General features: G+C 68.3%; 24 protein-coding genes. 19 read left to right on the forward strand and 5 right to left on the reverse strand.

Annotated features, from left to right (window positions below):
- The first annotated feature begins 5 nt into the window (after positions 1–5).
- The 14 genes from ALA01S_RS19300 to ALA01S_RS19365 all read left to right on the forward strand — a co-directional run bounded on the left by ALA01S_RS19300 (position 6) and on the right by ALA01S_RS19365 (position 15076).
- Positions 6–1235 (forward strand): acyl-CoA dehydrogenase family protein, encoded by a 1230-nt coding sequence (locus tag ALA01S_RS19300; RefSeq protein ID WP_066339740.1) that lies wholly within the window; start codon positions 6–8, stop codon positions 1233–1235.
- A gap of 4 nt (positions 1236–1239) precedes the next feature.
- Positions 1240–2913, forward strand: a complete 1674-nt coding sequence (locus ALA01S_RS19305; protein ID WP_066339742.1) for a long-chain fatty acid--CoA ligase — start codon at positions 1240–1242, stop codon at positions 2911–2913.
- Positions 2910–3896 carry an NADPH:quinone oxidoreductase family protein gene (locus ALA01S_RS19310; RefSeq protein ID WP_066339744.1) on the forward strand — a complete coding sequence of 329 codons (987 nt, stop codon included), beginning with the start codon at positions 2910–2912 and terminating at the stop codon, positions 3894–3896. Before ALA01S_RS19305 ends, ALA01S_RS19310 begins: the two co-directional genes overlap by 4 nt.
- Complete coding sequence (locus ALA01S_RS19315) at positions 3893–4342, forward strand: MaoC family dehydratase (RefSeq protein WP_066339746.1); 450 nt, start codon at positions 3893–3895, stop codon at positions 4340–4342. Before ALA01S_RS19310 ends, ALA01S_RS19315 begins: the two co-directional genes overlap by 4 nt.
- A 50-nt stretch (positions 4343–4392) precedes the next feature.
- Positions 4393–5370 carry a tripartite tricarboxylate transporter substrate binding protein gene (locus ALA01S_RS19320; protein ID WP_066339748.1) on the forward strand — a complete coding sequence of 326 codons (978 nt, stop codon included), beginning with the start codon at positions 4393–4395 and terminating at the stop codon, positions 5368–5370.
- Between the two features lie 62 nt (positions 5371–5432).
- Positions 5433–6452, forward strand: coding sequence for an NADP-dependent oxidoreductase (locus ALA01S_RS19325; protein WP_066339750.1), 1020 nt, complete (start codon positions 5433–5435; stop codon positions 6450–6452).
- Between the two features lie 230 nt (positions 6453–6682).
- Complete coding sequence (locus ALA01S_RS19330; protein ID WP_066339783.1) at positions 6683–7453, forward strand: class II aldolase/adducin family protein; 771 nt, start codon at positions 6683–6685, stop codon at positions 7451–7453.
- 8 nt (positions 7454–7461) lie between these two features.
- On the forward strand, positions 7462–8388 hold the full coding sequence (locus ALA01S_RS19335) for a 2-hydroxyacid dehydrogenase (protein ID WP_066339752.1): 927 nt from the start codon (positions 7462–7464) through the stop codon (positions 8386–8388).
- Between the two features lie 62 nt (positions 8389–8450).
- Positions 8451–9983, forward strand: coding sequence for a class I adenylate-forming enzyme family protein (locus ALA01S_RS19340; RefSeq protein WP_066339754.1), 1533 nt, complete (start codon positions 8451–8453; stop codon positions 9981–9983).
- Positions 9984–10003: 20 nt separating this feature from the next.
- Entirely contained in the window at positions 10004–10972 is a 969-nt protein-coding gene (locus ALA01S_RS19345) for a tripartite tricarboxylate transporter substrate binding protein (protein ID WP_066339755.1), read from the forward strand.
- Between the two features lie 2 nt (positions 10973–10974).
- Positions 10975–11787, forward strand: coding sequence for an oxepin-CoA hydrolase, alternative type (locus tag ALA01S_RS19350; protein ID WP_066339756.1), 813 nt, complete (start codon positions 10975–10977; stop codon positions 11785–11787).
- On the forward strand, positions 11784–12998 hold the full coding sequence (locus ALA01S_RS19355) for a CaiB/BaiF CoA transferase family protein (protein WP_066339757.1): 1215 nt from the start codon (positions 11784–11786) through the stop codon (positions 12996–12998). The genes ALA01S_RS19350 and ALA01S_RS19355 overlap by 4 nt, the downstream gene beginning before the upstream one ends.
- A 37-nt stretch (positions 12999–13035) precedes the next feature.
- Positions 13036–14034, forward strand: coding sequence for an NAD(P)H-dependent flavin oxidoreductase (locus ALA01S_RS19360; RefSeq protein WP_066339760.1), 999 nt, complete (start codon positions 13036–13038; stop codon positions 14032–14034).
- 46 nt (positions 14035–14080) lie between these two features.
- Positions 14081–15076 (forward strand): Bug family tripartite tricarboxylate transporter substrate binding protein, encoded by a 996-nt coding sequence (locus ALA01S_RS19365; RefSeq protein ID WP_066339761.1) that lies wholly within the window; start codon positions 14081–14083, stop codon positions 15074–15076.
- A 513-nt stretch (positions 15077–15589) separates the two neighbouring features.
- Here the strand turns inward: ALA01S_RS19365 and ALA01S_RS34315 are convergent.
- Together ALA01S_RS34315 and ALA01S_RS19370 are read right to left on the reverse strand one after the other, a co-directional pair.
- Positions 15590–15880 carry a hypothetical protein gene (locus ALA01S_RS34315; RefSeq protein ID WP_174548639.1) on the reverse strand — a complete coding sequence of 97 codons (291 nt, stop codon included), beginning with the start codon at positions 15878–15880 and terminating at the stop codon, positions 15590–15592.
- Positions 15881–16210: 330 nt separating this feature from the next.
- Entirely contained in the window at positions 16211–18484 is a 2274-nt protein-coding gene (locus ALA01S_RS19370) for a 2OG-Fe(II) oxygenase (RefSeq protein WP_066339763.1), read from the reverse strand.
- 354 nt (positions 18485–18838) lie between these two features.
- On the opposite strand from ALA01S_RS19370, the gene ALA01S_RS19375 reads away from it, so the two are divergent.
- The 3 genes from ALA01S_RS19375 (at position 18839) to ALA01S_RS19385 (ending at position 21000) form a co-directional block, all read left to right on the forward strand.
- Positions 18839–19183, forward strand: a complete 345-nt coding sequence (locus tag ALA01S_RS19375) for a hypothetical protein (protein WP_066339769.1) — start codon at positions 18839–18841, stop codon at positions 19181–19183.
- A gap of 411 nt (positions 19184–19594) precedes the next feature.
- On the forward strand, positions 19595–20368 hold the full coding sequence (locus ALA01S_RS19380; RefSeq protein ID WP_157119121.1) for a hypothetical protein: 774 nt from the start codon (positions 19595–19597) through the stop codon (positions 20366–20368).
- A complete protein-coding gene (locus tag ALA01S_RS19385) occupies positions 20365–21000 on the forward strand; it encodes an RES family NAD+ phosphorylase (RefSeq protein ID WP_066339772.1) in 636 nt (211 codons plus the stop codon). The genes ALA01S_RS19380 and ALA01S_RS19385 overlap by 4 nt, the downstream gene beginning before the upstream one ends.
- Positions 21001–21151: 151 nt before the next feature.
- Here the strand turns inward: ALA01S_RS19385 and ALA01S_RS19390 are convergent, their stop codons facing one another.
- The 3 genes from ALA01S_RS19390 to ALA01S_RS19400 all read right to left on the reverse strand — a co-directional run bounded on the left by ALA01S_RS19390 (position 21152) and on the right by ALA01S_RS19400 (position 23763).
- Complete coding sequence (locus ALA01S_RS19390; RefSeq protein ID WP_066339773.1) at positions 21152–21496, reverse strand: hypothetical protein; 345 nt, start codon at positions 21494–21496, stop codon at positions 21152–21154.
- Positions 21497–21508: 12 nt separating this feature from the next.
- Complete coding sequence (locus ALA01S_RS19395) at positions 21509–22204, reverse strand: UPF0149 family protein (RefSeq protein WP_066339786.1); 696 nt, start codon at positions 22202–22204, stop codon at positions 21509–21511.
- A 281-nt stretch (positions 22205–22485) separates the two neighbouring features.
- Positions 22486–23763: a replication initiation protein gene (locus ALA01S_RS19400; protein WP_066339775.1), complete on the reverse strand. Its 1278-nt coding sequence runs from the start codon at positions 23761–23763 to the stop codon at positions 22486–22488.
- 1867 nt (positions 23764–25630) lie between these two features.
- Here ALA01S_RS19400 and ALA01S_RS33225 point away from each other — a divergent pair.
- Together ALA01S_RS33225 and ALA01S_RS19405 are read left to right on the forward strand one after the other, a co-directional pair.
- On the forward strand, positions 25631–25783 hold the full coding sequence (locus ALA01S_RS33225) for a hypothetical protein (protein ID WP_157119122.1): 153 nt from the start codon (positions 25631–25633) through the stop codon (positions 25781–25783).
- 8 nt (positions 25784–25791) lie between these two features.
- On the forward strand, positions 25792–26082 hold the full coding sequence (locus ALA01S_RS19405) for a hypothetical protein (RefSeq protein WP_157119123.1): 291 nt from the start codon (positions 25792–25794) through the stop codon (positions 26080–26082).
- The last annotated feature ends 240 nt before the right edge of the window (positions 26083–26322 follow it).

Here is a 26322-nt window from a genome sequence, read left to right on the forward strand (position 1 = left end):
GACGCATGGATTTCGAGTTTTCGCCCAAGGTCAAGGAGCTGCTCCAGCGGTTGTCGGCCTTCATGGACGAGCATGTGGTCCCGGCCGAGGCGCGCTTCGAGCGCGAGATGCAGGCCCACCGCGACGCCGGTAATCCCTGGCAGCCCGCGCCAGTGATGGAGGAGCTCAAGGCCAAGGCCCGGGAGGCTGGGCTGTGGAACCTGTTCCTGCCCGAGTCGAAGTACGGTGCGGGCCTCACCAACCTGGAGTACGCCCCGCTGTGCGAGCTCATGGGCCGTTCGCCCATCGGCAGCGAGCCCTTCAACTGCTCGGCGCCCGACACCGGCAACATGGAGACGCTGGTGCGCTACGGCACGGCCGAGCAGCAGGAGCGCTGGCTGCTGCCCTTGCTCGATGGCCGCATCCGCTCGGGCTTTGCCATGACCGAGCCCGATGTCGCCTCTTCCGACGCCACCAACATCGAGGCGCGCATCGAACGCGACGGCGACGAGTACGTGATCAACGGCCGCAAGTGGTGGACCTCGGGCGCCAACGACCCGCGCTGCGAGATCCTGATCTTCATGGGCAAGAGCGCGCCTGATCATCCCGACCGCCACAAGCAGCAGTCGATGATCCTGGTGCCCATGGACACGCCGGGCGTCAAGGTGCTGCGCCACCTGCCGGTGTTCGGCTACGACGATGCACCGCACGGCCATGCCGAGGTGATGTTCGAGAACGTGCGCGTGCCCGCGGCCAACATGCTGCTGGGCGAGGGCCGCGGCTTCGAGATTGCGCAGGGGCGGCTGGGCCCCGGGCGCATCCACCACTGCATGCGCGTCATCGGCCGCGCCGAGCGCGCGCTGGAGGCGATGTGCCGGCGCTCGCTGCAGCGCACCGCCTTCGGCCGCAAGCTCGCGGACCAGGGCGTCACGCGCGAGCGCATCGCGCAGTCGCGCATCCTCATCGACCAGGCACGGCTGCTGGTGCTGCACGCGGCCTGGAAGATGGACACCGTGGGCAACAAGGCCGCGCGCCAGGAGATCGCGATGATCAAGGTCGCGGCCCCTTCCATGGCGCTGAAGGTGATCGACTGGGCGATGCAGCTGCACGGCGGCGGCGCCGTCAGCGACGACTTCGGCCTGGCCCGCGCCTGGGCCAGCACCCGCACGCTGCGCTTTGCCGACGGGCCCGACGAGGTGCATCGCAACGCCATCGCCAAGATGGAGCTCGCCCGCCACCAGCAGCAGGAGCACTGAAGCCATGACCGAGCAATCGCATTTCAAGCACTGGCCGCCGGGCGTGCCGCGGCACCTGACGCTGCCGCAGACGCACCTGTTCTACAACGCCGAGGTGTCGGCCACCCGCTTTCCCGACAAGCCCTTCATCGTTTTCTACGACTCGGTGCTCACCTTCGCACAGTTCCGCGAGGAGGCCGAGGCGCTGGCCGGCTGGCTGCAGCACGAGGCCGGCGTGAAGCGCGGCGACCGCGTGCTGCTGGACATGCAGAACAGCCCGCAGTGGGTGCTGGCCTTCTACGCCATCCTGCGCGCCGACGCGGTGGTGGTGCCGGTGAACCCGATGAACCGTTGCGAGGAGCTGCGGCACCTGGCGGCGGACAGCGGGGCCGCGGTGGCCTTCGTCGGGCAGGAGCTGCTGGACGAGCTGAGGCCGCTGCTGGGGCAGGGGCTGGAGCGCGTGGTGGTGGCGGCCTACAGCGACCACCTGACGGCGCCGACCGACCTGCGCGTGCCGGAGTTCGTCAGCGCGCCGCGCGTGCCGCTGGACGATGTGCGCCTGACGGCATGGAGCAGCGCGCTGGCGCGGCAGTTGCGGCCGCTGCCCGTGCAGGCGGGGCCCGACGATCCGGCCGTGATGCCTTATACCTCCGGCACCACCGGCAACCCCAAGGGTTGCGTCCACACCCACCGCAGCGTGATGAGCACGCTGGTGGGCGGCACGACCTGGTTCTCGCGCACGCAGGACGCGGTGTACCTGGCGGCGCTGCCCTTCTTCCACGTCACCGGGCTGTCGGGCAGCATGAACGGACCGCTGTACGTCGGCGCCACCGTGGTGGTGCTGCCGCGCTGGGACCGCGACGCCGCGGCGGCGCTGATGCAGCGCTACGGCGTCACGGTCTGGCAGGCGATCACGGCGATGGTGGTGGACTTCGTGGCCAACCCCCGGCTGCCGGCGTACGACCTCTCCAGCCTGCAGGGTATCCGCGGCGGCGGCGCGGCCATGCCCGAGGCCGTGGCGCATCGGCTCAAGGAGCTCACGGGACTGGACTTTGTCGAGGGCTACGGCATGTCCGAAACCATGGCGGCCACGCACATCAACCCGCCGCAGCGCCCCAAGCCGCAGTGCCTGGGCATCCCGGTGTTCGACGTCGATGCCCGCATCATCGACCCCGTGACGCTGCAGGCGCTGCCGCAGGGCGAGAGCGGCGAGATCGTCGTGCACGGCCCGCAGGTGATGCAGGGCTACTGGAACAACCCGGGCGCCAACGCCGGGGCCTTCATCGAGCTGGACGGCAAGCGCTTCCTGCGCACCGGCGACCTCGCGCGCATCGACGAGGACGGCTACTTCTTCATGACCGACCGTCTCAAGCGCATGATCAACGCCTCGGGCTACAAGGTCTGGCCGGCCGAGGTCGAGGCGCTGATGTACCACCACCCTGCCGTGCAGGAGGCCTGCGTGATCGCTGCGCCCGATGCCAAGCGCGGGGAGACCGTCAAGGCGGTGGTGGTGCTGCGCCCGGGGTTCGAGCATTTGACCGAGCAGGACCTGATCGACTGGGCGCACGAGCACATGGCGGCCTACAAGAGCCCGCGCATCGTGCAGTTCGTCAGCGCGCTGCCCAAGTCAGGCTCGGGCAAGGTGATGTGGCGCCAGCTGCAAGAGACCGAGGCTGGAGCCGCGGGAGCGCGCGCATGAAGGCCCTGGTGTGCAGCGCCTTCGGGCCGATCGCCGACCTGCGCCCGGGCACGCTGCCGGACCCGGTGCCGGGCCCGGGCCAGCTGCTGATCGAGGTGAAGGCCGCGTCGGTGAACTTCCCTGACGCGCTGATCGTGCAGGGCCGCTACCAGGCGCGGCCCGAACTGCCCTTCGCGCCGGGGGCCGAGGCCGCGGGCGTGGTGCGCGCGCTGGGCCCGGGCGTGCAGGGTTTCAGCGTCGGCGACGCGGTGGTGGCCTCCACCGGCCACGGCGCCTTTGCGGAGCTGTGCCTGGCGCAGGCCGCGAAGGTGTCGCGGCTGCCCCAGGGCATGAGCTTCGAGCAGGGGGCGGCCTTCGTGCTGACCTACGGCACCTCGCTGCACGCGCTGCAGCAGGTGGGCCGGCTGCAGCCCGGCGAGTCGCTGCTGGTGCTGGGCGCCGCGGGCGGCGTGGGGCTGGCGGCCATCGAGATCGGCAAGGCGCTGGGCGCGCGCGTGATCGCGGCGGCCTCCAGCGAGGAAAAGCTGGCGCTGTGCCGCCGCAGCGGCGCCGATGCGAGCATCGACTACACCCAGCCCGAGTGGCGGCGCCGGGTGGAGGCGCTGACGGACGGGCAGGGGGCCGATGCGGTCTATGACGCCGTGGGTGGCGTCTATGCCGAGCCGGCGCTGCGGGCCACGGCCTGGCGCGGGCGCTACCTGGTGGTCGGCTTCGCGGCGGGCGAGATCCCGCGCCTGCCGCTCAATCTCGCGCTGCTCAAGGAGCGGCAGATCCTGGGCGTGTTCTGGGGCGAGGCCATGCGCCGCGACCCGGCGCAACACGAAGCCAACATGGCGCAGCTGGGGCGCTGGTTCGAGCAGGGGCTGCTCAGGCCTGCCATCACCGAGCGCGTGCCGCTGGACCATGCCGCCGCGGCCATCCAGCGCCTGGCCGACCGTCAGGCGATGGGCAAGCTGGTCGTGCTGCCGGGGGCTGACGCATGAACAGCTACCAGATGGATGAGCTCCCGGCGCTGGTTGGCCAGCCGCTGGGCAGCAGTGGATGGCTCCAGGTGGACCAGGACCGCATCGACCGCTTCGCGCAGGCCACCGGCGACGAGCAGTGGATCCACGTGGACCCGGCGCGTGCCGCGGCCGGGCCTTTCGGCGGCACGGTGGCGCATGGCTACCTCACGCTGTCGCTGCTGCCGGCCCTGGCGGCCACGGCCTTTCGCTTGGCCGACAGCCGCATGGGCGTGAACTACGGCCTCAACCGCGTGCGCTTTCCGGCGCCGGTGCCCGTGGACAGCTTGCTGCGCGGGCACTTCACGCTGCTGCGCTGCGAGCCCTGCGAGGGCGGGCTGCAGCTCACCCTCGAAGCGCGCGTCGAACGCCAGGGCAGCGACAAGCCGGTGTGCGTGGCCGAGACGCTGTCGCGCCGCTACCGCTGAAACGTATTTCTCGATGGCCCCGCCAAGGGCCGCACCAACCGGAGACAACGATGACCGCAACCTCCAAGACCCGCCGCCTGCTACTGGCCGGCTGCGCCGCCGCGCTGCTGGCCCCGGCCGGCGCCGCGCTGGCGCAGGGCTTTCCAGCCAAGCCGATCACGCTGATCGTGCCCTGGCCCGCGGGCGGCTCCACCGACCGGCACATGCGGCTGCTGGCCGAGCTCGCGTCCAAGCAGCTGGGGCAGAACATCATCGTCGAGAACAAGCCCGGCGCCGGCGGCACGCTGGGCCCGGGCATGATGGCGCAGACCGCCAAGCCCGACGGCTACACCATCGCCCAGTTCCCCATGGGCATGCTGCGCGTGCCGCACATGCAGAAGACGGCCTGGAACCCGCTCAACGACTTCAGCTACATCATCGGCGTCTCGGGCTACACCTTCGGCTTCACGGTGCGCGCCGACTCGCCCTACAAGAGCTTCAACGACTACATCGAGGCCGCACGCAAGGCGCCCGGCAAGGTGGACTACGGCTCCACGGGCATCGGCACCAGCCCGCACTTGCTGATGGAGGAGCTGGCCGAGAACGCCAAGGTGCAGCTCACGCACGTGCCCTTCAAGGGCAACGCCGACTTGCAGCAGGCGCTGCTGGGCGGGCATGTCAGCGCGCAGAGCGACGCCACCGGCTGGGACAAGTTCGTGGACGGCGGGCAGATGCGGCTGCTGCTGACCTTCGGCGAGCAGCGCACCAAGCGCTGGCCCAGCGTGCCCACGGCCAAGGAGCTGGGCTACAACGTGGTGTCCGCCTCGCCCTACGGCATCGTCGGCCCCAAGGGCATGGACCCGGCCGTGATGAAGACGCTGCACGACGCCTTCAAGAAGGCGATGGACGACCCGCGGCACCAGGAAGTGCTGGAGCAGCTCAACCAGCAGCCCTGGTACCGCAGCGGCGAGGACTACCGCAAGTGGGCCGCCGAGACCTTCCAGCGCGACAAGGCGCTGATCGAGCGGCTGGGCCTGGCGATGAAGTGAGCCGCGAGCCGGGCCGCGTTGTAGCAGGGGCGCTTGGCGCCCTTTTCCCTTGGAGCATCGCGATGACCTTGATGAACCGCCAGATCCTGCTCGCCTCGCGCCCCCAGGCCGCAGCGAGCACCGACAACTTCAGGCTGGTCGAGACGCCGCTGCCGCCGCTGCAGGACGGGCAGGTGCTGGTGCGCCATCACTGGCTGAGCCTGGATCCGTACATGCGCGGGCGCATGAGCGACGCCAAGAGCTACGCGGCGCCGCAGCCGCTGGGCGAGGTCATGCTCGGCGGCACCGCGGGCGAGGTGGTCGAGTCGCGCCACCCGAAGTTCGCGCCGGGCGACAAGGTGGTGGGCATGGGCGGCTGGCAGCTCTACCAGGTGGCGGATCCTTCCCGGCCCGGCGCACTGCGCAAGGTGGACGACCGCCGCGTCCCGCTGCAGGCCTACCTGGGCGTGGTCGGCATGCCGGGCGTCACGGCCTGGTACGGCCTCAACCGCATCCTCGACCCGCAGCCGGGGCAGACCGTGGTGGTCAGCGCGGCCAGCGGCGCCGTCGGCGGCGTGGTGGGGCAGCTGGCGAAGCGGCGCGGTGCCCGGGCCGTGGGCATCGCCGGCGGCTCCGAGAAATGCCGTTTCGTGGTGGAGGAACTGGGCTTCGACGCCTGCGTGGACCACCGCGCGCATGGCGACCTCGCCTCGTTGGCGGCGGCGCTGCGCGAGGCCTGCCCGCAGGGCATCGACGCCGATTTCGAGAACGTCGGCGGGCGCGTGCTCGATGCGGTGATGCTCAACGCCAATGCCTTCAGCCGCGTGGCGCTGTGCGGCCTGATCGCCGGCTATGGCGGCGAGGACATCCCGATGGCGAACCCGCGACCCATCCTTGCCAACCGCATGCGCATCGAGGGCTTCATCGTCAGCGAGCACCCGGCGGTGTGGCCGCAGGCGTTGCAGGAGCTGGCTGAGTTGGTCGGCGGCGGCGAGCTGAAGTACCGCGAGAGCGTGGCCCAGGGCCTGGAGGCCGCCCCAGACGCCTTCCTGGGCATGCTGCAGGGCCGCAACTTCGGCAAGCAGCTGGTGCGGCTGGCCTGAACGCCGGCGCAGTGCCGCCGCGCTGTTCATCCCATCACGTTCTGCATAACGGAACATATTTGTGAGGAGCGGAATCGGTCGGAATGACATTCCGCACCCGTGCGGGCGCCCCGCGTCCCTGTGGGCCGCATATTTGGCTACCAGGGTCAGCCTGGTTGCCATGCCGAGCTCATGTCTGTAGATTCCGCATAGCAGAAGCAAATTCTGCTAAACCCGTAAGGATGCATATCATGACCCGGACCCTGGACATCCCCAACCTGCGCGAGGCCGTGACGCCGCAGGAATGGCGGGCGCGCGTGGACCTGGCCGCGTGCTACCGGCTGGTGGCGCTGTTCGGCTGGGACGACCTGGTGTTCACGCACATCTCGTTGCGGGTGCCCGGGCAGCCCGAGCAGTTCCTCATCAACCCCTACGGGCTGGGCTTCGACGAGATCACGGCCTCCAGCCTGGTGAAGGTGGACCACGAGGGCCGGCCGTTGATGGATAGCCCCTTCGACATCAATCCTGCAGGCTTTGTCATCCACAGCGCGGTGCACATGGGCCGTCCAGGCGTGAACTGCGTGCTGCACACGCACTCGCTGCACGGCACGGCGGTATCCGCGCAGGCCGACGGCTTGCGGCCGATTTCGCAGCAGGCGGCGCTGGTGCTGCCGCGCCTGGCCTATCACGCCTACGAGGGCTTGGCACTGCGCGAGGACGAGAAGGCTCGCCTGGTGGCCGACCTGGGCTCGCGCAACTTGATGATCCTGCGCAATCACGGCCTGCTCGCCTGCGGCCGCAGCGCGGCGGAGGCCTTCAACGGCATGTACCTGCTGGAGGCGGCCTGCCGCATCCAGGTGCTGGCGCAGGCTGGCGGCGGCGCGCTCGTGGAGGTGCCTCAGGACATCGTCGACGGCATGCCGCAGCAAAGCCGCGAGGTCACGCGCGGCCAGGGCGCGGACCTGGTGTGGCCTGCATTGCTGCGCCGCCTGGACCGCCGCCTGCCGGGCTACGACGCCTGAGGTCCGCCATGGCAATCCTGGTGCTGTCCCGTCCCTTGCCTGCGCAACCCTTCGTCGAGGCGCTGCGTGCGATCGCGGGCGACACACCGGTGTGGACGGAGGGCGATGACTTCGACCCCCGCCGCGTCGAGGCGCTGCTGGCCTGGCGGCTCAAGCCCGGCATCCTGCCGCGCTACCCGGGCTTGCGAGTGCTGTGCTCCACCGGCGCGGGCGTGGACAAGCTGATGGTGGGCGATCTGCCTGCGGCGACGCCCGTCACCCGCGTGGTGGACCCGCTGCAGGCGGTGCAGATCGCGCAGTACGTGGTCGCCTGCACGCTGCGCTTCACCCGCGAGCTGCCGCGCTACGAGGCACAGCAGGCGAGCGCGCAGTGGCTGCGCCACCCGGTGCGCTCTCCCGAGGCGTGTCGGATCGGGGTGCTGGGTCTGGGGGCGGTGGGGCAGGCGATCGCGCGTGCCTTCGCGCCGCTGGGTTTCGAGGTGGCAGGCTGGGCGCGCCGCCCGCGTGAGTTGCCCGGCGTTCAGGTGTTCGCGGGCCGCGAGCAGCTGGGTGCGCTGCTGTCGCGCAGCGACATCCTGGTCAACGCGCTGCCGCTGACGCCCGACACGCGCGCGCTGCTGGGCCGCCACACGCTCGGCGCGTTGCCGCGCGGAGCCTTCGTGGTCAACGTGGGCCGCGGCGAGCATGTGGTCGAGCCGGACCTGCGCACGCTGCTCGATGACGGTCACCTGGCCGGAGCCGCACTGGATGTGTTCGAACGCGAGCCCCCGGCACCGGACAACTGGGTGTGGACGCATCCGAAGGTGCTGGCCACGCCGCACATCGCGGCGCAGGCCGCTTTCCAGACCGTGGCCGAGCAATGCCTGGACGCGCTGCGTCGTGCCCGCGCCGGCCTGCCGCAGCCCCACGCCGTGGATCGCCAGGCGGGCTACTAAGCCCCTCACCAACTCAGGCGCCCAGCGCCGCGGACAGACCTGTCCTCGTCAAGGAATGCTTCATGACCGACACCAGCAACCTGCCCGGCTTTGACGCCATGCCGGAGCGCATCCGGCTGCATGCCCGACTCGCGCCCGAAAGGACGGCGCTGGTGGTGGCCGGCTGCCGGCTGGGCTACGCGCAACTCGATGTGCTGATGGACCGCATCGCCGCGGCGCTGCAGCGTGACGGCATCCGGCCCGGCGACGCGGTGGCGGTGTGCGCGACCACTTCTGTCGAATACGCGGCGCTCTTCCTGGGGGCACTGCGCGCCGGCGCGGTGGTGGCGCCGCTGGCGCCGGGCGCCACGCCCGAGAGCCTGCAGCGCATGCTCGCGGATGCCGACGCCAAGCTGCTGTTCCTCGACGCCTTCGTCGAGCCGGGCGAGGGCGGCCCGCCGCGCATCGCGCTCGACGGTTCGGCTGCGGGGCGCGCGCTGTCCGAGTGGCTGGAAGGCGCCAGGCGACCCGCGCCGGTCGAGATCCGGCCCGAGTGGCCCTTCAACATCATCTATTCCTCGGGCACCACCGGCGAGCCCAAGGGGATCGTGCAGCCGCATTCGATGCGCTGGGCCTATGCGCTGCGCGCCGCGCGCTATGGCTACGGGGCCGACACTGTCACGCTGCTGTCCACGCCGCTGTACTCCAACACCACGCTGGTGGTGTTCTTCCCCACGCTGGCCTTTGGCGGCTGCGTGGTGCTGATGCCCAAGTTCGACGCCCGCGCGTACCTGGCGCTGGCGCAGGAGCACCGCATGACGCACACCATGCTGGTGCCGGTGCAGTACCAGCGGCTGATGGCGCTGCCGGACTTCGACGCCTACGATCTCGGCAGCACCCGCTACAAGTTCTGCACCAGCGCGCCGTTTCCGGCCGAGCTCAAGGCCGAGGTGCTGCGGCGCTGGCCGGGTGGGCTGGTGGAGTTCTACGGCATGACCGAGGGCGGCGGCAGCTGCGTGCTGGAGGCGCACCTGCATCCGGACAAACTGCACACCGTGGGCCGCCCGGCACCGGGACACGAGCTGCGCCTCATCAATGCCGAAGGCCGCGAGCTGCCGGCCGGCGATCCGGCCGCCGTCGGCGAGGTGGTGGGCCACTCCGCCGGGATGATGCGCGGCTACCACAAGCGCCCCGAGGCCACGCGCGAGGCCGAGTGGTTCGATGCCGCGGGCAAGCGCTTCATCCGCACCGGCGACATCGGGCGCTTCGACGCCGACGGCTTCCTGACACTGCTGGACCGGCGCAAGGACCTGATCATCTCCGGCGGCTTCAACATCTACCCGAGCGACCTGGAGGCCACGTTGCGCGAGCATCCGGCCGTGGCCGACGCCGCGGTGGTGGGCGTGCCCAGCGCGCGTTGGGGCGAGACGCCGGTGGGCTTTGTCGTCAGGCGCGAAGGCCATGCCATGGACGAAGACGAGTTGCTGCAGTGGGCCAACGCACGGCTGGGCAAGACGCAGCGGCTGCAGTCACTGCATTTCATCAACGAGCTGCCGCGCAGCGCCATCGGCAAGGTGCTCAAACGCGAGCTGCGCGAGCGGCACCAGACCGCCTGATCACGCCAAGGAGACAAGACATGATGCAACGTCGCCAATTCAACGTCGGCCTGGCCGCGGCGCTGGCCGCGCCGGCCGCTGCCTTCGCGCAGAACTGGCCTGGTAAACCCATCCGCCTGATCGTGCCGTACCCGCCGGGTGGCTTCACCGACGTGACGGCACGCCTCATCGGCCAGAAGCTCGGCGAGCGCCTGGGCCAGACCGTCGTGGTGGACAACAAGTCCGGCGCCAACGGCACCCTGGGCGTCGATGCCCTGGCCAAGGCGCCGGCCGACGGCTATACCCTAGCAGTGGTGATCGCCGCGCATGCGGCCAACACCACGCTGTACGCCAAGCTGCCCTACGACCCGCGCAAGGATCTGGCCGGGGTGTCGCTGATCGGCATCTCGCCGCTGGTGGCGGCGGTCAACAATGACGCGCCATTCAAGACCGTGCCCGAGCTCATCGCTTATGCCAAGAAAAACCCCGGCAAGGTCAGCTTCGGCTCCAGCGGCAACGGCTCGGCGGTCCACCTGACGACCGAACTGCTCAAGTCGGTGACGGGCGCGGACATGGTTCACATCCCGTACCGCGGCGCGGCTGCCGCGCTCACCGACCTGATGGGCGGCCAGATCCAGCTGTTCATGGATGCCGCGCAGGGACTGATCCAGCCCGGGCGCAGCGGGAAGGTGCGCCTCATCGGCGTGGCGGCCGAGAAGCGCCTGCCGGTGCTGCCGGAGGTGCCCACCTTCATCGAGCAGGGCGTGAGCGGCTTTACCGGCAGCACCTGGGCCGGCCTGCTGGCCCCCGCGGGCACCCCGCAGCCGGTCCTGCGCCGGGTGTCCGAGGAGGTGGCGCAGATCGTGCGCCTGGACGACGTGAAGGCCAAGCTTGAAGCCATGGGCACCATCCCGATGGGCAGCAGCCCCGCGGAATTCGACGCCTTCATCAACGCGGAGACCGCCAAGTGGGGCAAGGTCATTCGCGAGGCCAAGGTGGTGCTGGAGTAATCATGGAATCCACGCTGATCCAGCGCCGCGAAGGTGCGGTGCTGGTGCTGACCCACGACAACCCTGGCGTGCGCAACGCATTGAGCCCGGCGTTCTACGCGGCGCTCACGGAGGCGCTGGCCGAGGCGCAGGCCGACGCGCAGATCGGCGCCGTGGTGCTCACCGGCGCCGGCGGCTTCTTCTGCGCCGGCGGCGACCTTCGCCAGCTGGCACGGCGCCGCGAGCTGGCGCCCGAAGAACGCCGCGAACGCCTGGAAGGGTTGCACGGCCTCGTGCGCACGATTCGCGACTGCGGTAAGCCTGTCATCGCCGCGGTGGAGGGCGGTGCGGCCGGCGCGGGCGTGTCGCTGGCGCTGGCCTGTGACCTGTTGGTCATGGCGCGCGATGCCTACTTCAGCGTCGCCTACGTCAAAGTCGGCCTTACGCCGGATGGTGGGGCCACGTTCTTTCTCTCGGAATTGCTGCCACGCCAGCTGCTGACGGAGCTGTGCCTCACGGGCGAGCGCATCGCGGCCGAGCGGCTGGCGCAGTCCGGTGCGGTGAACCGGCTGGCCGAGCCCGGGCGGGCCGTGGACGAGGCCGTCGCGCTCGCGCAGCGCCTGGCTGCGGGCCCGGCGCGGGCCACGACCCGCATCAAAGACCTGTGCCGCCATGCCGCTGGCGCCACGCTGGACGAGCAACTGGAGCGCGAGGCGCGCCACATGGTGGATGCGCTCGGCGACGCGGAGTCGGCCGAGGGCATCTCGGCTTTCTTCGACAAGCGCGCCGCCGACTTCCGCACGCTGCGCAGCGCCCACGAGGCAACAACGAAATGACGACTTCAACTCCTTCCGCGTCGCTGCCACTGGCCGGCGTGCGCGTGCTGGACCTCTCGCGCGTGCTGGCCGGGCCGATGTGCGCGATGGTGCTGGGCGACCTCGGCGCCGAGGTCATCAAGGTGGAGCATCCGCGCCGCGGCGACGACACGCGCGACTGGGGCCGGCGCGTGGGCCACACCGAGACTGCCTACTTCAACAGCGTCAACCGCAACAAGCGCTCCGTCGCGCTGGACCTTCAGACGGCGGAAGGACAGGCCCTGGCGCGCGCGCTGGCCCTGCAGAGCGACGTCGTGATCCAGAACTTCAAGCTCGGCGGCGTGGAGAAGATGGGCCTGGGCTACGAGCAGTTGCGCTCGCAGCGGCCAGGGCTGGTGTACTGCTCAATCTCGGGCTACGACCGCAGCGGTCCGGAAGCTGCGCGCCCGGGTTACGACCTGCTGGTCCAGGGTGAGGCGGGACTGATGGCGCTCAACGGCGAGGCCGAGCGCCCGCCGCTGAAGTTCGGCATCGCGGCAGTGGACATGTTCACCGGCATGTACGCGGCGCAGGCCGTGCTTGCGGCGCTGTACGAGCGCGAGCGCAGCGGCCAGGGCCGGCACATCGAGATGGCGCTGTTCGACTGCGGGCTGATGATCACCTCCTACTACGGGCTGGAGGCGTTGCTGCAAGGCGAGGACCCGCCGCGCTACGGCAATGCGCATCCGTCCATCGTGCCCTACGGCGTGTTCGATGCCGCGGACGGGCCACTGGTGATCACGGTGGGCAACAACAGCCAGTTCCAGCGCTTCTGCCGCGAGGTGATCGAGCGTCCGGAACTGGCCGAGGACCCGCGCTTTGGCACCAACCTTGACCGCTCTGCCCACCGTGCCGAGCTGCTGCCGCACATCGAGCGCGAGCTTGCCCGCCGCACGCGCCGCGAGCTGCTGGACCGACTCAACGCGTGCGGCATTCCCTGCGGCGAAGTGCTGGGCCTGCACGAAGCGCTGACCTCGCCGCGCGCCGTCGAGGCCGGGCTGGTGACGCAGCAACCCCATCCCGAGGTGGGCAGCACCCCAGTACTGGCGCCACCCTATCGCTTCGACGGCACCCGGATGCCCGTGCGCCGGCCGCCGCCCCAGCTCGGTGGCGACACCCGGCAGGTGTTGCAGGAGCTGCTGGCACTCTCCGATGACGAGCTCGCCGGCCTCAAGGACCGCGGCGTCGTCTGACGCACGACAGGCGCAGGGCGCCAAAGGGAGGGCTTCCATGCAGCAAAGCCATTGGCCGACGGCGGTCACCGCGCTGTTCGGCACGCGGCTGCCCATCGTGGCGGGCGGATTGATGTGGCTGTCGAACGCGGACTACGTGGCTGCCGCCGCGCGCAGCGGGATGATCGGCTTCATCACGGCGGCGAGCTTTCCGGAGTGCGGGGCGCTGCGGGCCGAGATCCGGCGCTGCCGCGATCTGTGCGAGGGCGCGCCCTTCGGCGTCAACGTGTCGATGCTGCCCAAGCTCGTGCCTGGCGAGAGGACGCGCGAGGTCTTCGAGACCATCATCGAGGAAGGCGTGCGCTTCGTCGAGACCTCCGGCCGCAATCCCGAGGAGTTCATGCCGCTGCTCAAGTCGGCCGGCATCAAGGTGCTGCACAAGGTGCCGGCGCTGCGCCACGCCGTGAAGGCAGCCTCGATCGGCGTGGATGCCGTGGCCATCGTCGGGGCGGAGTGCGGCGGGCATCCGGGCCTGGACATGGTGGGCACCATCGTCAACGCCGCCTGGGCCGACAGTCGCCTGGAGATTCCGTACCTGATCGGCGGCGGCATCGGCCATGGGTCGCAGATCGTGGCCGCGCTGGCCATGGGCGCCGCGGGCGTGGTGATGGGCACGCGCTTTCTCGTCGCGGACGAGGTCTGGGCCCATGCCGACTACAAGCGCCGCCTCGTGCAGGCGCAGCCCACCGACACCGATCTGTGCATGCAAAGCGTCGGCAACACGGTGCGCAGCCTGCGCAACGAGACGACCGGCGCCGTCAGGGCGCTGGAGACCACGCAGCCGGGCCTGACGATTCAGGACCTCATGCCGCTGGTGTCGGGGCGCATCGGCCGCGAGGCCTACCTCAGTGGCGACTGGTCCAAGGGGCTGCTGTCCGCCGGCCATGCCCTGGCCTTCGTCGACCGCCTGGAGCCGCTGGCCGCGATCGTCGCGCGCCTGGAGCAGCAGATGCACGAGGCGCTGCGCCGGCTGGCCCCGCTGTCGGCCGCGACCTGACGAAACCGGGTCCCGCACTTTCTTCCAACACTGACAAAGGCAGACCATGAACAAGCCCCACTACGCACAACGCCGCCGCCTGCTGGGTCTGGCCGGCGCGACCCTGGCCTCGGCGGCCTGGCCGGGCCTGGCGCGGAGCCAGGGCTTTCCGTCCCGGCCGCTGACGCTGGTCGTGCCCTTTGCGGCGGGGGGCACGACCGACATCCTGGGCCGTCTCATGGGCAAGCAGCTTGGCACCCGGCTGGGAGTGGCCGCGGTGGTGGAGAACAAGGCTGGCGCCGGCGGCAACATCGGCGCAGCCCAGGTGGCCAAGGCCCCGGCCGACGGTCATACCCTGCTGGTCGGCACCGTCGGCACGCATGCGATCAACCAAGCGCTCTACAAGAAGCTGCCCTACGACCCGGTCAAGGATTTCGCCCCGATTGCGCTGATCGCCACGCTGCCCAATGTGCTGGTGGTGCACCCTTCGATGCCGGTGCGCAGTGTCAAGGACCTGGTTGCCCGCGCCAAAGCCGATCCCGGCAAGTTGACTTATGCCTCCGCGGGCAACGGCACGTCCATCCATCTCTCGGGCGCCATGTTCGAGCAGATGGCGGGCGTGCAACTGCAGCATGTGCCCTATCGCGGCAGCGCACCGGCGGTGGCCGACCTGATCGGCGGCCAGACCGCGATGATGTTCGACAACCTGCCCTCGGCCCTGCCGCACATCCGGTCGGGCGCGCTGCGCGCGATCGCTGTGACTTCGGCCAAGCGCTCGCCCGCCTTGCCCGCAGTGCCCACCATCGCCGAGAGTGGTGTGCCCAGCTTCGATGCCAGTTCGTGGTTCGGCCTGTGGGCTCCCGCCGCCACGCCGGCGGCTGTACTGGCGCGGCTGGTTGCGGAGTCACGCGCCAGCCTGGAGGACGCGGAGGCGCGGCGCGTGATGGCTGAGCAGGGCGCCGAGCCCGGCCACATGGGGCCCGAGCAGTTCGCAGCCTTCATCCGCCAGGAAGCAGACAAGTGGGCGCAAGTAGTGCGCAGGGCCAACGTCACCCTGGAATAATGAAAGGTTCCATCTCGACAATGGCGTGTCCATGGCAGCCTTCGCATACATGGCATCGCTGCGCTCGTTTACTGCAATGGCGCCTTTGCTGTTCGATTTGGCAGATTGAATGGGCTTCCACTCGAATCGGCATTGGTGTGCCCGAGGTGGTAGACATTGACCACTTGAACTGAGAGGAACGTTCGCCAAGAATATTGCGACAACCAGCGGATTTGACATAAACGCCGTTGAATATTGGCGACGCTGGCTAGCGCTGTCATACGCGCATCGGACGCAAGGTGCCAGCTTTCCGTAGGACCACTGCGTGTTCGACGAGGTGGCATTCCCACTGAGGGTTGCTTGGAAACCGCAGCGACCCACGCGGCGACGCTGAGTGCCGAAGTCAGACTGGTGCGCGAAGTCCTTCGGCAGCGTCCCGTCCGGGCCCCTCACGCTCCAGCAGCGTCACGTTGCCGCACGAGATATTCTCGCACTGCATTGATTCGGCCCGTACGGATCACGCCGACGCCACGATCAACTTGGTTGAGATTCTCCCTGAATATCCTGGAGGAGGTCTTGGAACAAGCGCTGCTCCTGTACCGTCAACGCGTCTTTGATCTTCCAATAGCGGCGCGGATTCCCGCACATATGGCAGGAGCACAGCGCAGCAGTTGAGATCACGATACCAAGACGGCGATCATCCGGAGCGTTTTCCGCCCCAGTTCCCATACCCCAATATAAGCGCCTAGCTTTTTTAAGGCGGCAAGAGTGGTGGCGACGCAATGCACGACTGCTATCGCTTGCTTGTTTCATGATCAGTCCCATGACCGCAGGCCACTGAGGACCCTCCCCAGCTGCTCTGGAGCCTGCGGCCGGTTATATGATCAGCGTGTATTTTCCTTGCCTCATATCAATTAACCTCAGGATGCATTGATGAATTAAGTGTGTGCCCGTCTATTGGTAAGTGATGGAGCACTTGAGCGTCCACACTTGCACTCCGCCATTGCGCAGTTCAACACGAAGGCAGCTTGAGCTGCCATTGCCGGTCATGCGACATTTCAACTTTGTCTTGACATACGCAAATAGACTTGAGCAAGCAGGATGAAAATGCATTACGGCTGGCATGCCACGCGCGTTTTCAATGAACCATAAATGCTATCCCAGACGTTCCAGGTCTTGGAGATCTTCACGGCGCTGCTTTTCCCGTCTCTCGTAGCTGGCTTGGTTCTTGGTGCATACAAGGCTGTAGGGACTGCCGCGTCGTTGTGTGACGAGGTCCAGATCGCAGCGGCAGTGTTGCACGGTCGAAGTGACGTGGGCTCGGACGGCTTCGGCGGCCTTGAGTGTCCATGATTGCTCGTCTGGGTTCCGCAGAAACCTGGCGAGCTCGGTGCAATGGGCGCACCGGCAGTTGAGTGTGGCGGCTCGGGTCCAGTTGGTCGGCGGCTCCAGCGGCTCGGCCGTGCGCGCGCGAAGGTGTTGCACGCACGCGGCGCGCAACCGTTGCACGCCAGGGGTGTCGCGTGTCGTGGCCTGGCTGGTCAGGTGCCTGAGCGCAGGCAGGATGACGGCATCCAGATCGTAGGTCTTGGGCCAGGCCAGGAGGTGGTCGACGGCCAGCCGGGCCAACGTCGCGTCGATGCGCTCGAGCGCCGCCACGAGATCGACGATGAAATCGGAGCTGATGTCCTGGCGCCGCCACCACGCGTTGGCCGGTGGCTGCGGTGCTCGCGCCGGGTCGCCGGGCAGCGCATCCACCAGCGCCCCGGCCGCAGCGATGAGGTCTGGCGCAGGGCGTCCGAGCGGCGGTGCAGCAGCGCCACGGGCAAGCAGGTCCGCACAGGCACCGGGGTCCTTCGCAGCGTTCGCCCTGACGATGTGCTCGATCAGCACGGCCGCGCGCCGCGGCGCGAGCAGCGCTGCGGCCGCGAGCAGGGCCTCGTTGTCGCTCTTGCCGTAGTCGCCAGCGGCGCTGATATCGGCCAGGAAGGCGTCGATGCGCGCTGCGTCCTGGAGCTGTGCCAGCGTGGCCAGCATCCTGGCCGCCGTGCTGGGCGCCTCGCCGTGTCGGGGCCACTCACCTCTGTCGGGCCAGGCATCGAGCATGTGCCCAGCGAGCTCATGGGCCTCCTTCCACAGCGGCGAATCGGTGGGGGCGCCGCTGTCCTGCCAGCGCCGGGCCAGTGAGGCGAGCCAGGGCAGGCCCACCTGAAGGCCTGCCTGGCTGATGACCTCCAGCCGCCTCGCCCTCGGCCACAGCACCAGGGCGGCGCGTCGGTAGCTGCGCTCGAAGGAAGCGCCTTCGTTGCCAGTGGCTTCCTGGAACTCCTGCTCGTCAGGCTCCATGTCATCGAACATGTCCGGCGGACACAGCTCGCCGTCTTCGACGGGAAAGATACCGAGCTCTGCCGCCGTGCCGTCGGGGCTTCGCCAGTCCGACAGCACCGCGCTGCTGCTGCAGACCTCGACGATCTCGAACTCGTCGTCGCGCCAGGAGCGGCCGGAGTAGCCGCTGTACTCAGCGCTGCCGCTTTCCTCGATGGTGAGCAGCGCCACGTGCAATTCGCAGCCCGAGCGCTGCGCCGCGGCGGCCAGCACGGCGGCGGCGGCGGCATCCGCGCCCTTGAGGGCCTGGAAGGACAGCTCCGCTGGGGTGTACGCATGCTCCAGCGGATAGACCAGCTTCGCCGGGGCTTCGTCATCCGGCCCCCATTCGCCTGCACCCCAGGCTGCCAGCAGCGCCGCGATGCGCTGCGTCTCGGCCTCGTAGTCGGGAGGCTGGGGCAGCCGGCCTCGTCCCTCGCGCACCAGGTTGTAGACCAGCACCAGGCGACACCCCGAGGTGACGGGCAGCACCTCGTGCACGCAGTCGGCGTAGAACGCGGCAAACGCCGCCATCGACGGGTCCGGGCCGTGCAGGTCCAGGCGGACCTCCCGGCCCTTGTGGCGCACGACAAGCTCACCCCCGGTGTGGATCGAAGGCAGCGCGACGACGAGGGTGGCAAACATGCCCGGCACCTTCTCGGTGTCGCGGTGTTCAATGAAGAAGCTGCCTTCGTCGTAGACGAGCAGCTTGTAGAGCTGCGCCGTCACGGCCTCCGTGACGCCCAGCCCCTCGGCCACCCTCTCGGCGATGGATCGAAGCGTCCGTGCCCAGGAGGCGCCTTCGATGCGCACGCGCTCGGCGCCGATCTGCCAGGTCCGTCGCACCGAGGTGTCGACGAGCGTCTGCGCGCCGCGGCCGTAAGGTGCACGGTCGGCGATGGCGATGAGTTGTTCGGCCTGTTGCGGCAGCAGCGGCAGCGCGACCGCCCCGACGCCTTGCACCGTCAGCAGCGGGAGTGCCAGCTCGATCGTGCCTGCGGTGCAGAAGTCGCCCGGCGTGCGCACCGTGCTCAGCAGCGCGGGCAGTTCGCGTGCAATGGACAAGGTCAGATCCTCCCGTCGTCATGGTGGCGTGCCAGAAATGCGTCGGCCAATGTGGCAGTGCCTCGGGGAACCGGCAAGTCCGAGCTCATCTGGCGGGCGTCGCTGACGCCAGTGGGACCACCAGCCATCGTCGCTCCCGAGCTCGGCGTGCCGCCCCGGCGCGTCCGCGCCCTCGAGGCTGGCGCAACGCCGTCCACACGACGTGGGGGCGTCGGCGTGGTGCGGCACGAGCCGCCCGATGCGCGGCCGCCCTTGAGCCATGGGTCAGAATCAAGCCCTCATGGACACCAGACGCCCTCCCATGCCATGCAGGCCGGGCAGGAGCGCTGCGCGGGCGGCGCACCAGGGTGCGCCATGACCGCACTGGAGCAGCTCGATTCGGTCCTCGCGGCTGCGTCCTTGCCGGACTGGCCGGCGTGGCTGCGGGCCTGCTCAATCGACATCGAGTCCAACCCGGCGCAGGACAACTGCATCTTCCGGCTGGCGGCCTTCGCCGAGCAGATGCAGCGTGCGGCCGACAAGGGCGATGCCGAAACGCTCGATGCACTGGGCGAGCAACTGCGCGACGTGCTCGATGAGGACCTGTGCGCCACGCTCAGCGACATGCACGAGCGGCTGCACGCGGGGCTGGATCAGCCGCCGCGCCAGCAGCCACCCGCTGCTCCCGTGCCGCAGCCACGCCGCCGTACTGCGCCCTGAAACGGCCCGCCGCCGGGTTCAAGAGGCTTTCCAGGGTGATCGACAGCGGGGTAGGGCACTTCTTCTCTCCCTACTTCCCAACCCGCGCAGCTGGAGGCAGCCGCCCTTTTTCATTGCCCCACGCCACGCGGCTTTCTCCGCGGCGTGCAGGCCGCCGGCGTCATGCCGCCTTGCAACGTGTGGGCCCGGTCGCGTGGGGCCGAACGGAGCGGTCAGATCCCGCGGCAGGCTGTCACGACGCCGGAATGCCCGCGTGTTGCCAGCCTTGAGCTGAGGCCGAAGCAAGACACGTGGGCGCATACCGGTGCCCGCAAGCGAGCCGAGAGTGATGGCCGTGGGTAACGTTTCAATGGTTTCGCAGGTTTTCTAAGTTTCTGTGGTTAAATTGCTCCGACTCAAAGGAGGTTCCTCATGGCCGCTGCAACGCCAGCAACGAAGACCAGCCGGCGGGTACCTGCAACCGCCTCTGCCGCGGCAGCCAAACCGCCTGCTAAGCGCGCGCGGCCGGCAGCCACCCCGGTCAAGCGCTCGCTCAAGGCCGAGCCCGCCGAGCCGCTCGTGATCACGGAGTTCTTCGAGACGCTGGATGTCTTGGAGCAGGCCGCAGCCAAGCTTCAGAAGATGCCCATGGGCACAGTCATCCGGCATCTGAAGGCCCAGCCGGAAAAGCTGGCGCAACAGCGCCAGCGCACCGCCCTGCGTCAGGCGCGGCGCATGGCCGCCGCGGCCAACATCGTCCAGACCAGACTGGCGCAACCCTCCACGGCCGCGGTCGAGGAGGCCTCTGCACAGGAGGCCCAGGCGTTCGTGCAAGCGACCGAGCGGGAAGCCGACACGGGGCTGCGCCGCATGATCGACAGTGGCGAGCTCGTGAGCCGCGAGGAACTGGCCGGACGTCTGGGCTGTACCACGCAAGCCTTGAGCAAGGCGCTGGGCGCCAGGCGGATGTTCTACGTGGAATACCAGCTCAGGCAGTACTTCCCGGCCTGGCTGGCAGATCCGCGCTTCGAACGCAGGCAGGTTGAAGCGGTTTCCAGGGCCCTGGGAGACCTGCCGGGCGGGGCCAAGCTGGCCTTCTTCAGGACCCCGTTCATTTCGCTGGAAGGCAAGACCCCGCTGGAAGCGTTGGCCAGCGGCAAGCTGGAGATGGTGGTGCGCACGGCCAGGGGGTATGCCCAAGCATGACGAGGCCCGGCACCACGCCTTCCGCGAGTGTCCTTCAGGCGCCATCGCAGTCCTTCAACACGCTCGACATCAAGGCCAAGGAGGTGCGGCCCTCCGCTCTGCTGCGCAGCGGCCCCAGAAACTCTGGCGAGCCGTACTTCGGGAAGCTGGGCCTGCACCGATTCGACGATCCGGGCTGCACCTACGGCACGTGCTATCTCGGCTTCGATCTCTCCACCGCGCTGGCCGAGACGCTGCTGCATGACGTCTCGGCGGTGGACGGCCAGTTCGTGGTGGAGCGCACCCGGTTCAACGCGCGCTGGATTGTCCGGTTCGACGACGTGCCGGGGCAGGTGCTGAAACTGGCGGACATGACCGGTGCAAGCCTGCTCAAGGCCGGCGGGGATGCCGCGCTCTCCGCGATCTGGCCTTACGACATCCCCCAACGCTGGAGCCAGCAGATCCACGCGCACCCGTACGATTTCGACGGCATCTACTACGTGTCGCGCAGGCTCAACACCAAGCGCGCGGTCGTGCTGTTCGACAAGCCAGCGACGCTGAGAAAGCTGGGCCAGGCACACTACACCCCGTTGCCCAAGGTCCGCGGAGCCGAGCAGGCCCGCAAGGCACTGGGCATTGTCTTAGCACCCTGAGCCAAGGCCCCAATGCATCTGTTTCTGCAGGCGCGCTCGCTCAAGCTGCCCTGTATCGACGCTTGGCAGCAACGAATGCATGTCGAGGTACTGGGATTTCAGGCCAGCTTTTTCCAGCCAGCAGCCTTGCAGAGAAGCGTCCGGCCTTGGCTCAAGGCTCATCCAGGCCCGCCAGACCAGCGACGTCGCCCTCGCGCTCAATCAGCGCCAGCCAGCTCTGGAGCCCAGCCTCGCTGCTTTCAAGCAGCCGCAGGGCCAGTGATGTGTCATTGGCCTTGGCCAGCATGTTGTGCAGGCCCAGGTGCGCCACGAGCAGGTAGTGCATCGGCGCAAGCAGCGCCTGCCGCTGCTGTGGATGTTGACGGGCGAAGCGATGAAGTTCCTCGATCGCATGGCTCAGCTTCTCGCCAACGTAGTCCAGCGGCACGCCATGACGCTGCTGCGGTGTGGTGTAGGCCGGGCCGTTGGCATCGAGCGGGAGGTCGTCCTGGCTCATGGGTTCCCCGACTCAGTGCAGTGTCTGCGCGCAGCAGTGCTTGTACTTCCGCCCGCTGCCGCAGGGGCAGGGCTCGTTGCGACCAACCTTGGGAGCATGCCGGCGCAGCGGCGTATGCCCGACAGCGCCAGCGCGCCGGGCCGGCTCGTAGTAGCGGTAGCACCGGGTTGCGCCGGCAATCATGGTTGCGATCACTTCCTGGCGCTTGTCGGCATCGATGGGCGGCGGCCGCATCCCTGGATCCGGATCGTGCTCGTGTACGAGCATCATCATCGGCACCAGGCAGCCTCCATCCTTGTCGCTGGTAACCAGCTCGTTCCAGCTGCCCGGGTGCGCCTGCACGCCGCGCATGAAACCGTGCGCCCAGTCGTTGCCGTACGCCACGCCCGTGTCGTCTTCTAGCAGTACCGGCAGGTACACATGCGGCTCGATAAGGGTACGCTGCAGCTCCGCGGCAATCCAGTTCCAGTGCCGCATCATCAGGCCGATGATCTGGCCGGCTTGCTCCTCGCTGTCGAAAGTGAACTTGCTACCCAGCACCTGCTGCACGGCCTCGTGGGGGGACACAAACTCCGGGCCGCAGATCAACGCCGTGAAGTACCCGTCCATCGCCTCCAACTTCATGGCTGCATGGCCCGCTTGAAGGGCATCTTGGAGCTGGTCGAGTTCCTGCTCGGTCAGGGGAGCGGAGGTCGCGGCGGCAAGCATGGGCGTGAGAGTCAGGAGTGTGGCGCAGTGCCGCGGCATTGTGACGCAACGGGGGAGACCTGCAGCCACACATCAGTGCCCGGTACAGATTCGCAGCTCGGTTATCCGGGCCTTTAGAGATGCAAGGGTTGGCTTGGCAACGGGCTTGATTCAGCCGTGAATGCATCCGTTTCTGCGTGCCGCGGCAGCCGCGCCAAATGCCGGTCTGTCAAATCCCAACTTTTCAACGGCATATCAGGCGGCGGTACGGCAGCGTCGCTGCGCTTCGACCAAACACCCGGTCAGAGAAGCGCTTCCTGCGGCCCGTCGCCCCACAGTTCCTTGGCCAGCCAGTTCATGAACGCGACTTCGGTGATCTTGGTGACGCGGGCTTTCACACGCAAATTGGCCAAGTGCTGCTGGGCGTTGTAGCGCTGACGCAGGGCCTCCTTCTCGGCGCTGGGCAGTTTGTCGTAGTGGCCGCGGGCCAGCTCGCGACGTCTACTGGAAGCTACATCGTTTTCGTCGGGAGCACCTGCGGCGTCCACGACAGCGAACCTGGCCGGATCCGGGGCTGCCGGCGTGGAAATGTCGCCTGCGTAGCCCCAGCCCAGCTCCAGCGCGCGCCGAAAGTACGCCGCAGGCGACTCCAGCGGCGCTTGCTCGGTATCGGTCTGGCGCAGCTCGGTGTAGCGCAGCGCGGCGTGCAGGCGCGGCACGGGGTAGAGGCCGGCCATGCGCTTGGCCTCGATGGCCGGCACGCCCAGCCGGACGATGCGCTCGACCAGCCGCTCTGCCTCCATCGGGACCTTGGTGCCCTGCTTCTTCGGCCACACGCGGAACTGGACTTCGGCGACGCGGCGGCCATCGCGGAACTCGAGCATCTCGATCTCGTGGTCCGAGCGGGCGTTGATCTCCGCGATGGCGGGAACGAGTGCCCGCTTCCTAAGGACCTTCCATTCGCTGAAGGAAGCCTTGTCAGCGCCGTCGAGCACGGCGTCGCGCAGCTCTTCCCACCGCAGCCGCCTGGTCACCCCGATGTTCTCGAAGCGCACGCAGAACTCCCACAGCTGCAGCGCCGCCGTGGTCGTGAACCGGCGCATGACGGACATGTTGATGAGCGCGTAGACCTCCGGGCGCTGCAGCTCGCGGTAGATGTTGTCGCTGATCTGCCAGCGGATGTAGCCGTTGGAGATGGCCACGGCGTGGAACAGCACCTGCGCCTGCCACTCGTCGGTGCGGCGCTCGCTCGGCGCGAACACGTCGAACTCGAAGATGATGCGCATGAGCGCCTTGGCCGCTTCCTTGAGGTGCACCGTGTTGGTCGAGGCAAAGCCGGTTTCCTGGCGCAGCTTCACGATGGGCATCTGCCACCAGCCATCCCTGCCTCGCGGGTTCTCGATCGCGTGCTTCATCCAGGCATTGGCGATCTTGCGCTGCACCAGCGTCAGCGAGTGCCCGCGCGGGACGCTGTGAAGCACCTTGACGGTCTTGCGCCACAGGTCGTCGGGCGGCTGGGGTGCCGTCGGGATCAGGCTGCCCTGCGGCGTTTCAGCGACTTCGCGCGATCGGCGGTTCAAGCAGCGACTCCAGGCTACGGGGACAGCATTACGTTGTAGTGTACCCGTTTGGTGTTTCCGTTGAGCGGCCTTGTTGTCCCGGCGGCATCTCCGCCTTCGGCCATGAATCTAGGGTTTGGCTTTTGCAGGTGGGCGCTGTTTTTAACCTTTAAGCCTTTAATAACCTTTAATCTGTTTTAAACCTTTAGGTGGCGATTTCTTCTTTGCCGGCAAGCACTTGGAAGGGTTTGGGGGACATCTTTTGAGTAATTGCGGGGCAAATTTTGAGTGATTGGGGGTGTGGATATGAGTACCAGGGGGGCAAATTTTGAGTGATTGGGGGTGTGGATATGAGGGCTGGGGGTACACCTTTTGAGTGCTGGCGGCCCGTGCCTGGGCGCCGACACTGCGCAGTGGGGCGCCCAGCCGGGGCCGGTGGCGCACGCCAGCGCCGTTGGAGCCGGTATGGGGGCGTTGCAGGCGGCGGCGCCGCCTGCAGCGAGCGGCTGCCGGCTCGCGGCCACGCGAGGCGCTAGGCCTCTGCCTGGCACGGTGCGGGCGCTGCCTGAACGCCTGGATCGACCTGGGCCGCCCCCGGCGGTGCTGGCCGGCGCGGCCAGGACGTGCGAGCGGGCCGCCCGCTGCGCGTGCAAAAAGCCTTCGATGCAGGCCCCTGCTGCTTGGCGCGCTGGGCCGTTGGAACGCTGCGGCGGGGACACTTTTTGAGGGCTCGCCGGCGCGGAGGTGCTTCAGCACTTAAATCCCGTCACCCTTCGGCCGTTCAAGGGCACAGGTTTTGAGTGCTGCAAGACCTTGGAAACGCTTCTGGCGCTCAAAAGGTGCCCCCCTTGCGGCCTTTCCTGGCCTGAAGGGGACGCGGTTTGAGTGCTGGAAGGGCTTGTAAGCGCTTGGAACCCTCAAAAGTTGACCCCTTAGGCGCTTGCGCAGCCTGAAAGGGACAGATCTTGAGTGCTGCAAGGGTGTGCAAACGCCTCGGCCCCTCAAAAGTTGTCCCCCTTGCGGCGCCTGCCACCTCCTGGAGGGACAGGTTTTGAGTGCTGGCAAGCGCTTGGAAGCTCGTCGGGCCCTCAGAAACTGTCCCCGGGAGGGGCTGCAAGGCCGCCAAGGGGACACTTTTTGAGTGCTGGAACGCCTTGGAAGTGCTTCGAGCTCTCAAAAGATGTCGCTTGACGCCTTGCACCAGGGCGATGAGGACACTTATTGAGTGCCCGAAGGCCTTGGAGATGCTCCGACCCCTCAAAAGTTATCCCCCTTAGGCCCGCCGGAGCCTGCAGCCAGGGCCCGGGTGGAGGCCGGGCCGTCACCGCGCGGGCTGGCGGCGACGCTGCTGCCCAGAGGGCGTCTGGCGTGGGTGCTGCGCGGCCACGCAGGTGGTACGGAAGGTGGAAAGCTATGCCCAGGATTTACTCGACGGCACGGGGGTGTTGGCGCCGTTGGATGCTCCTGGCTTGAAGGAAGCGGGCAATGCACTGCACCCGCTGCTGCCTGTCCAATTCTTCGACGAGTTCCGGCATGGCGCCTTCTTGCGTCGGAACGGCGGCGGCGCGCAACGCGTGCGGCACCTCTTATACAACATACCGGGGATTTCTTGCTAAGTAGGTGTCCCTCCGCGCGACCCTGATCCCTTTGAAGCCGGCCGAGGCCCAGCCCTTCTCTCCTGCGCGCGCCGTGGCTTTGAAGGGAGTCAGGCGAAGGCCATGTCCCTGTCCTGCTCCACCTTCTGTCCCGTCCCTTTCCCGGCCGCGCTGTTGAAGGGGGGAGAAGGGGAAGACAGGGTGGGGTAGGAGGAAGGGGGGTGAGGGAACCGGGTTCAGGTATGTTGCTTCAGTGGTTGGGCGTGCATGCCGATCTCCTTTGAGCCAGCGGCGTGCGCGCGACCGCCTTGTTCGTGCAGGCCGTCGGCACGCTGACCGATACCACCAGGACGCTCATCGAGCAGGACCACGAGGTGCACGGGGTCGATGACCAGGCGCAGCAGCAGTCCAGCTGCGAGGACCTGCTGGCGCTGGCGGCGGCATGATCCCGGACATGGACGACGACAAAGAGCTCGGCCCCATCCCGGCACACCTCCGTGCCCAGGCCAGGCCCGAGTGCGAAGGCACGGCACCGCCATCTGCCGACGACTACTCCAACCACGCGTGCTGGGTCTTCCCCAGCAAACGGCCGATCCATCCCAGGTCCGAGATCGCGTGCATGTTGCGGGCTGGTGACCGGCGGCGCGGCAGCTCCGACTCGCTGATGGTCATCAACTACGGGCCGGTCGAACTCCGCCTGCGCAAGCTGCTGGCGCGGCTCAATTGGCGGCGTTGGTGGCGCTGACCGCAGCGGCGGCGCAGGCCTCGCTGCTGAACCACCAGTGATGGAGGGCAACCGATGGTCCAGGGAAGGCGATAGATGACGCCAGGCGCGCGGATCGACGTCGAGGTGGGGCAGCAGGTAGCAGCGCTGGTTTCCGACGCCTCCACGCGCGATGCTGACACTGCTGCAATCTATACCTCCAACTACTTCGCCTCCCAGGCCGAGCCGCACCCGTGCTGGCAGTGCCACCACTACGGCGGG

This window comes from Azohydromonas lata NBRC 102462 (assembly GCF_001571085.1).
GTDB classification, from domain to species: Bacteria; Pseudomonadota; Gammaproteobacteria; order Burkholderiales; family Burkholderiaceae_C; genus Azohydromonas; species Azohydromonas lata.

Bases quoted from the DNA above. Each gene is read 5' to 3' on its own strand.
- ALA01S_RS19390 (WP_066339773.1), bottom strand. From the start codon at position 21,496: ATGAGCCAGGACGACCTCCCGCTCGATGCCAACGGCCCGGCCTACACC.
- ALA01S_RS19405 (WP_157119123.1), top strand. From the start codon at position 25,792: ATGGACGACGACAAAGAGCTCGGCCCCATCCCGGCACACCTCCGTGCC.
- ALA01S_RS19335 (WP_066339752.1), top strand. From the start codon at position 7,462: ATGGCAATCCTGGTGCTGTCCCGTCCCTTGCCTGCGCAACCCTTCGTC.
- ALA01S_RS19360 (WP_066339760.1), top strand. From the start codon at position 13,036: ATGCAGCAAAGCCATTGGCCGACGGCGGTCACCGCGCTGTTCGGCACG.
- ALA01S_RS19395 (WP_066339786.1), bottom strand. From the start codon at position 22,204: ATGCTTGCCGCCGCGACCTCCGCTCCCCTGACCGAGCAGGAACTCGAC.
- ALA01S_RS19300 (WP_066339740.1), top strand. From the start codon at position 6: ATGGATTTCGAGTTTTCGCCCAAGGTCAAGGAGCTGCTCCAGCGGTTG.
- ALA01S_RS19340 (WP_066339754.1), top strand. From the start codon at position 8,451: ATGACCGACACCAGCAACCTGCCCGGCTTTGACGCCATGCCGGAGCGC.
- ALA01S_RS19350 (WP_066339756.1), top strand. From the start codon at position 10,975: ATGGAATCCACGCTGATCCAGCGCCGCGAAGGTGCGGTGCTGGTGCTG.
- ALA01S_RS19355 (WP_066339757.1), top strand. From the start codon at position 11,784: ATGACGACTTCAACTCCTTCCGCGTCGCTGCCACTGGCCGGCGTGCGC.
- ALA01S_RS19315 (WP_066339746.1), top strand. From the start codon at position 3,893: ATGAACAGCTACCAGATGGATGAGCTCCCGGCGCTGGTTGGCCAGCCG.
- ALA01S_RS34315 (WP_174548639.1), bottom strand. From the start codon at position 15,880: ATGGGACTGATCATGAAACAAGCAAGCGATAGCAGTCGTGCATTGCGT.
- ALA01S_RS19380 (WP_157119121.1), top strand. From the start codon at position 19,595: ATGGCCGCTGCAACGCCAGCAACGAAGACCAGCCGGCGGGTACCTGCA.
- ALA01S_RS19320 (WP_066339748.1), top strand. From the start codon at position 4,393: ATGACCGCAACCTCCAAGACCCGCCGCCTGCTACTGGCCGGCTGCGCC.
- ALA01S_RS19375 (WP_066339769.1), top strand. From the start codon at position 18,839: ATGACCGCACTGGAGCAGCTCGATTCGGTCCTCGCGGCTGCGTCCTTG.
- ALA01S_RS19330 (WP_066339783.1), top strand. From the start codon at position 6,683: ATGACCCGGACCCTGGACATCCCCAACCTGCGCGAGGCCGTGACGCCG.
- ALA01S_RS19385 (WP_066339772.1), top strand. From the start codon at position 20,365: ATGACGAGGCCCGGCACCACGCCTTCCGCGAGTGTCCTTCAGGCGCCA.
- ALA01S_RS19305 (WP_066339742.1), top strand. From the start codon at position 1,240: ATGACCGAGCAATCGCATTTCAAGCACTGGCCGCCGGGCGTGCCGCGG.
- ALA01S_RS19310 (WP_066339744.1), top strand. From the start codon at position 2,910: ATGAAGGCCCTGGTGTGCAGCGCCTTCGGGCCGATCGCCGACCTGCGC.
- ALA01S_RS19325 (WP_066339750.1), top strand. From the start codon at position 5,433: ATGACCTTGATGAACCGCCAGATCCTGCTCGCCTCGCGCCCCCAGGCC.
- ALA01S_RS19345 (WP_066339755.1), top strand. From the start codon at position 10,004: ATGATGCAACGTCGCCAATTCAACGTCGGCCTGGCCGCGGCGCTGGCC.
- ALA01S_RS19365 (WP_066339761.1), top strand. From the start codon at position 14,081: ATGAACAAGCCCCACTACGCACAACGCCGCCGCCTGCTGGGTCTGGCC.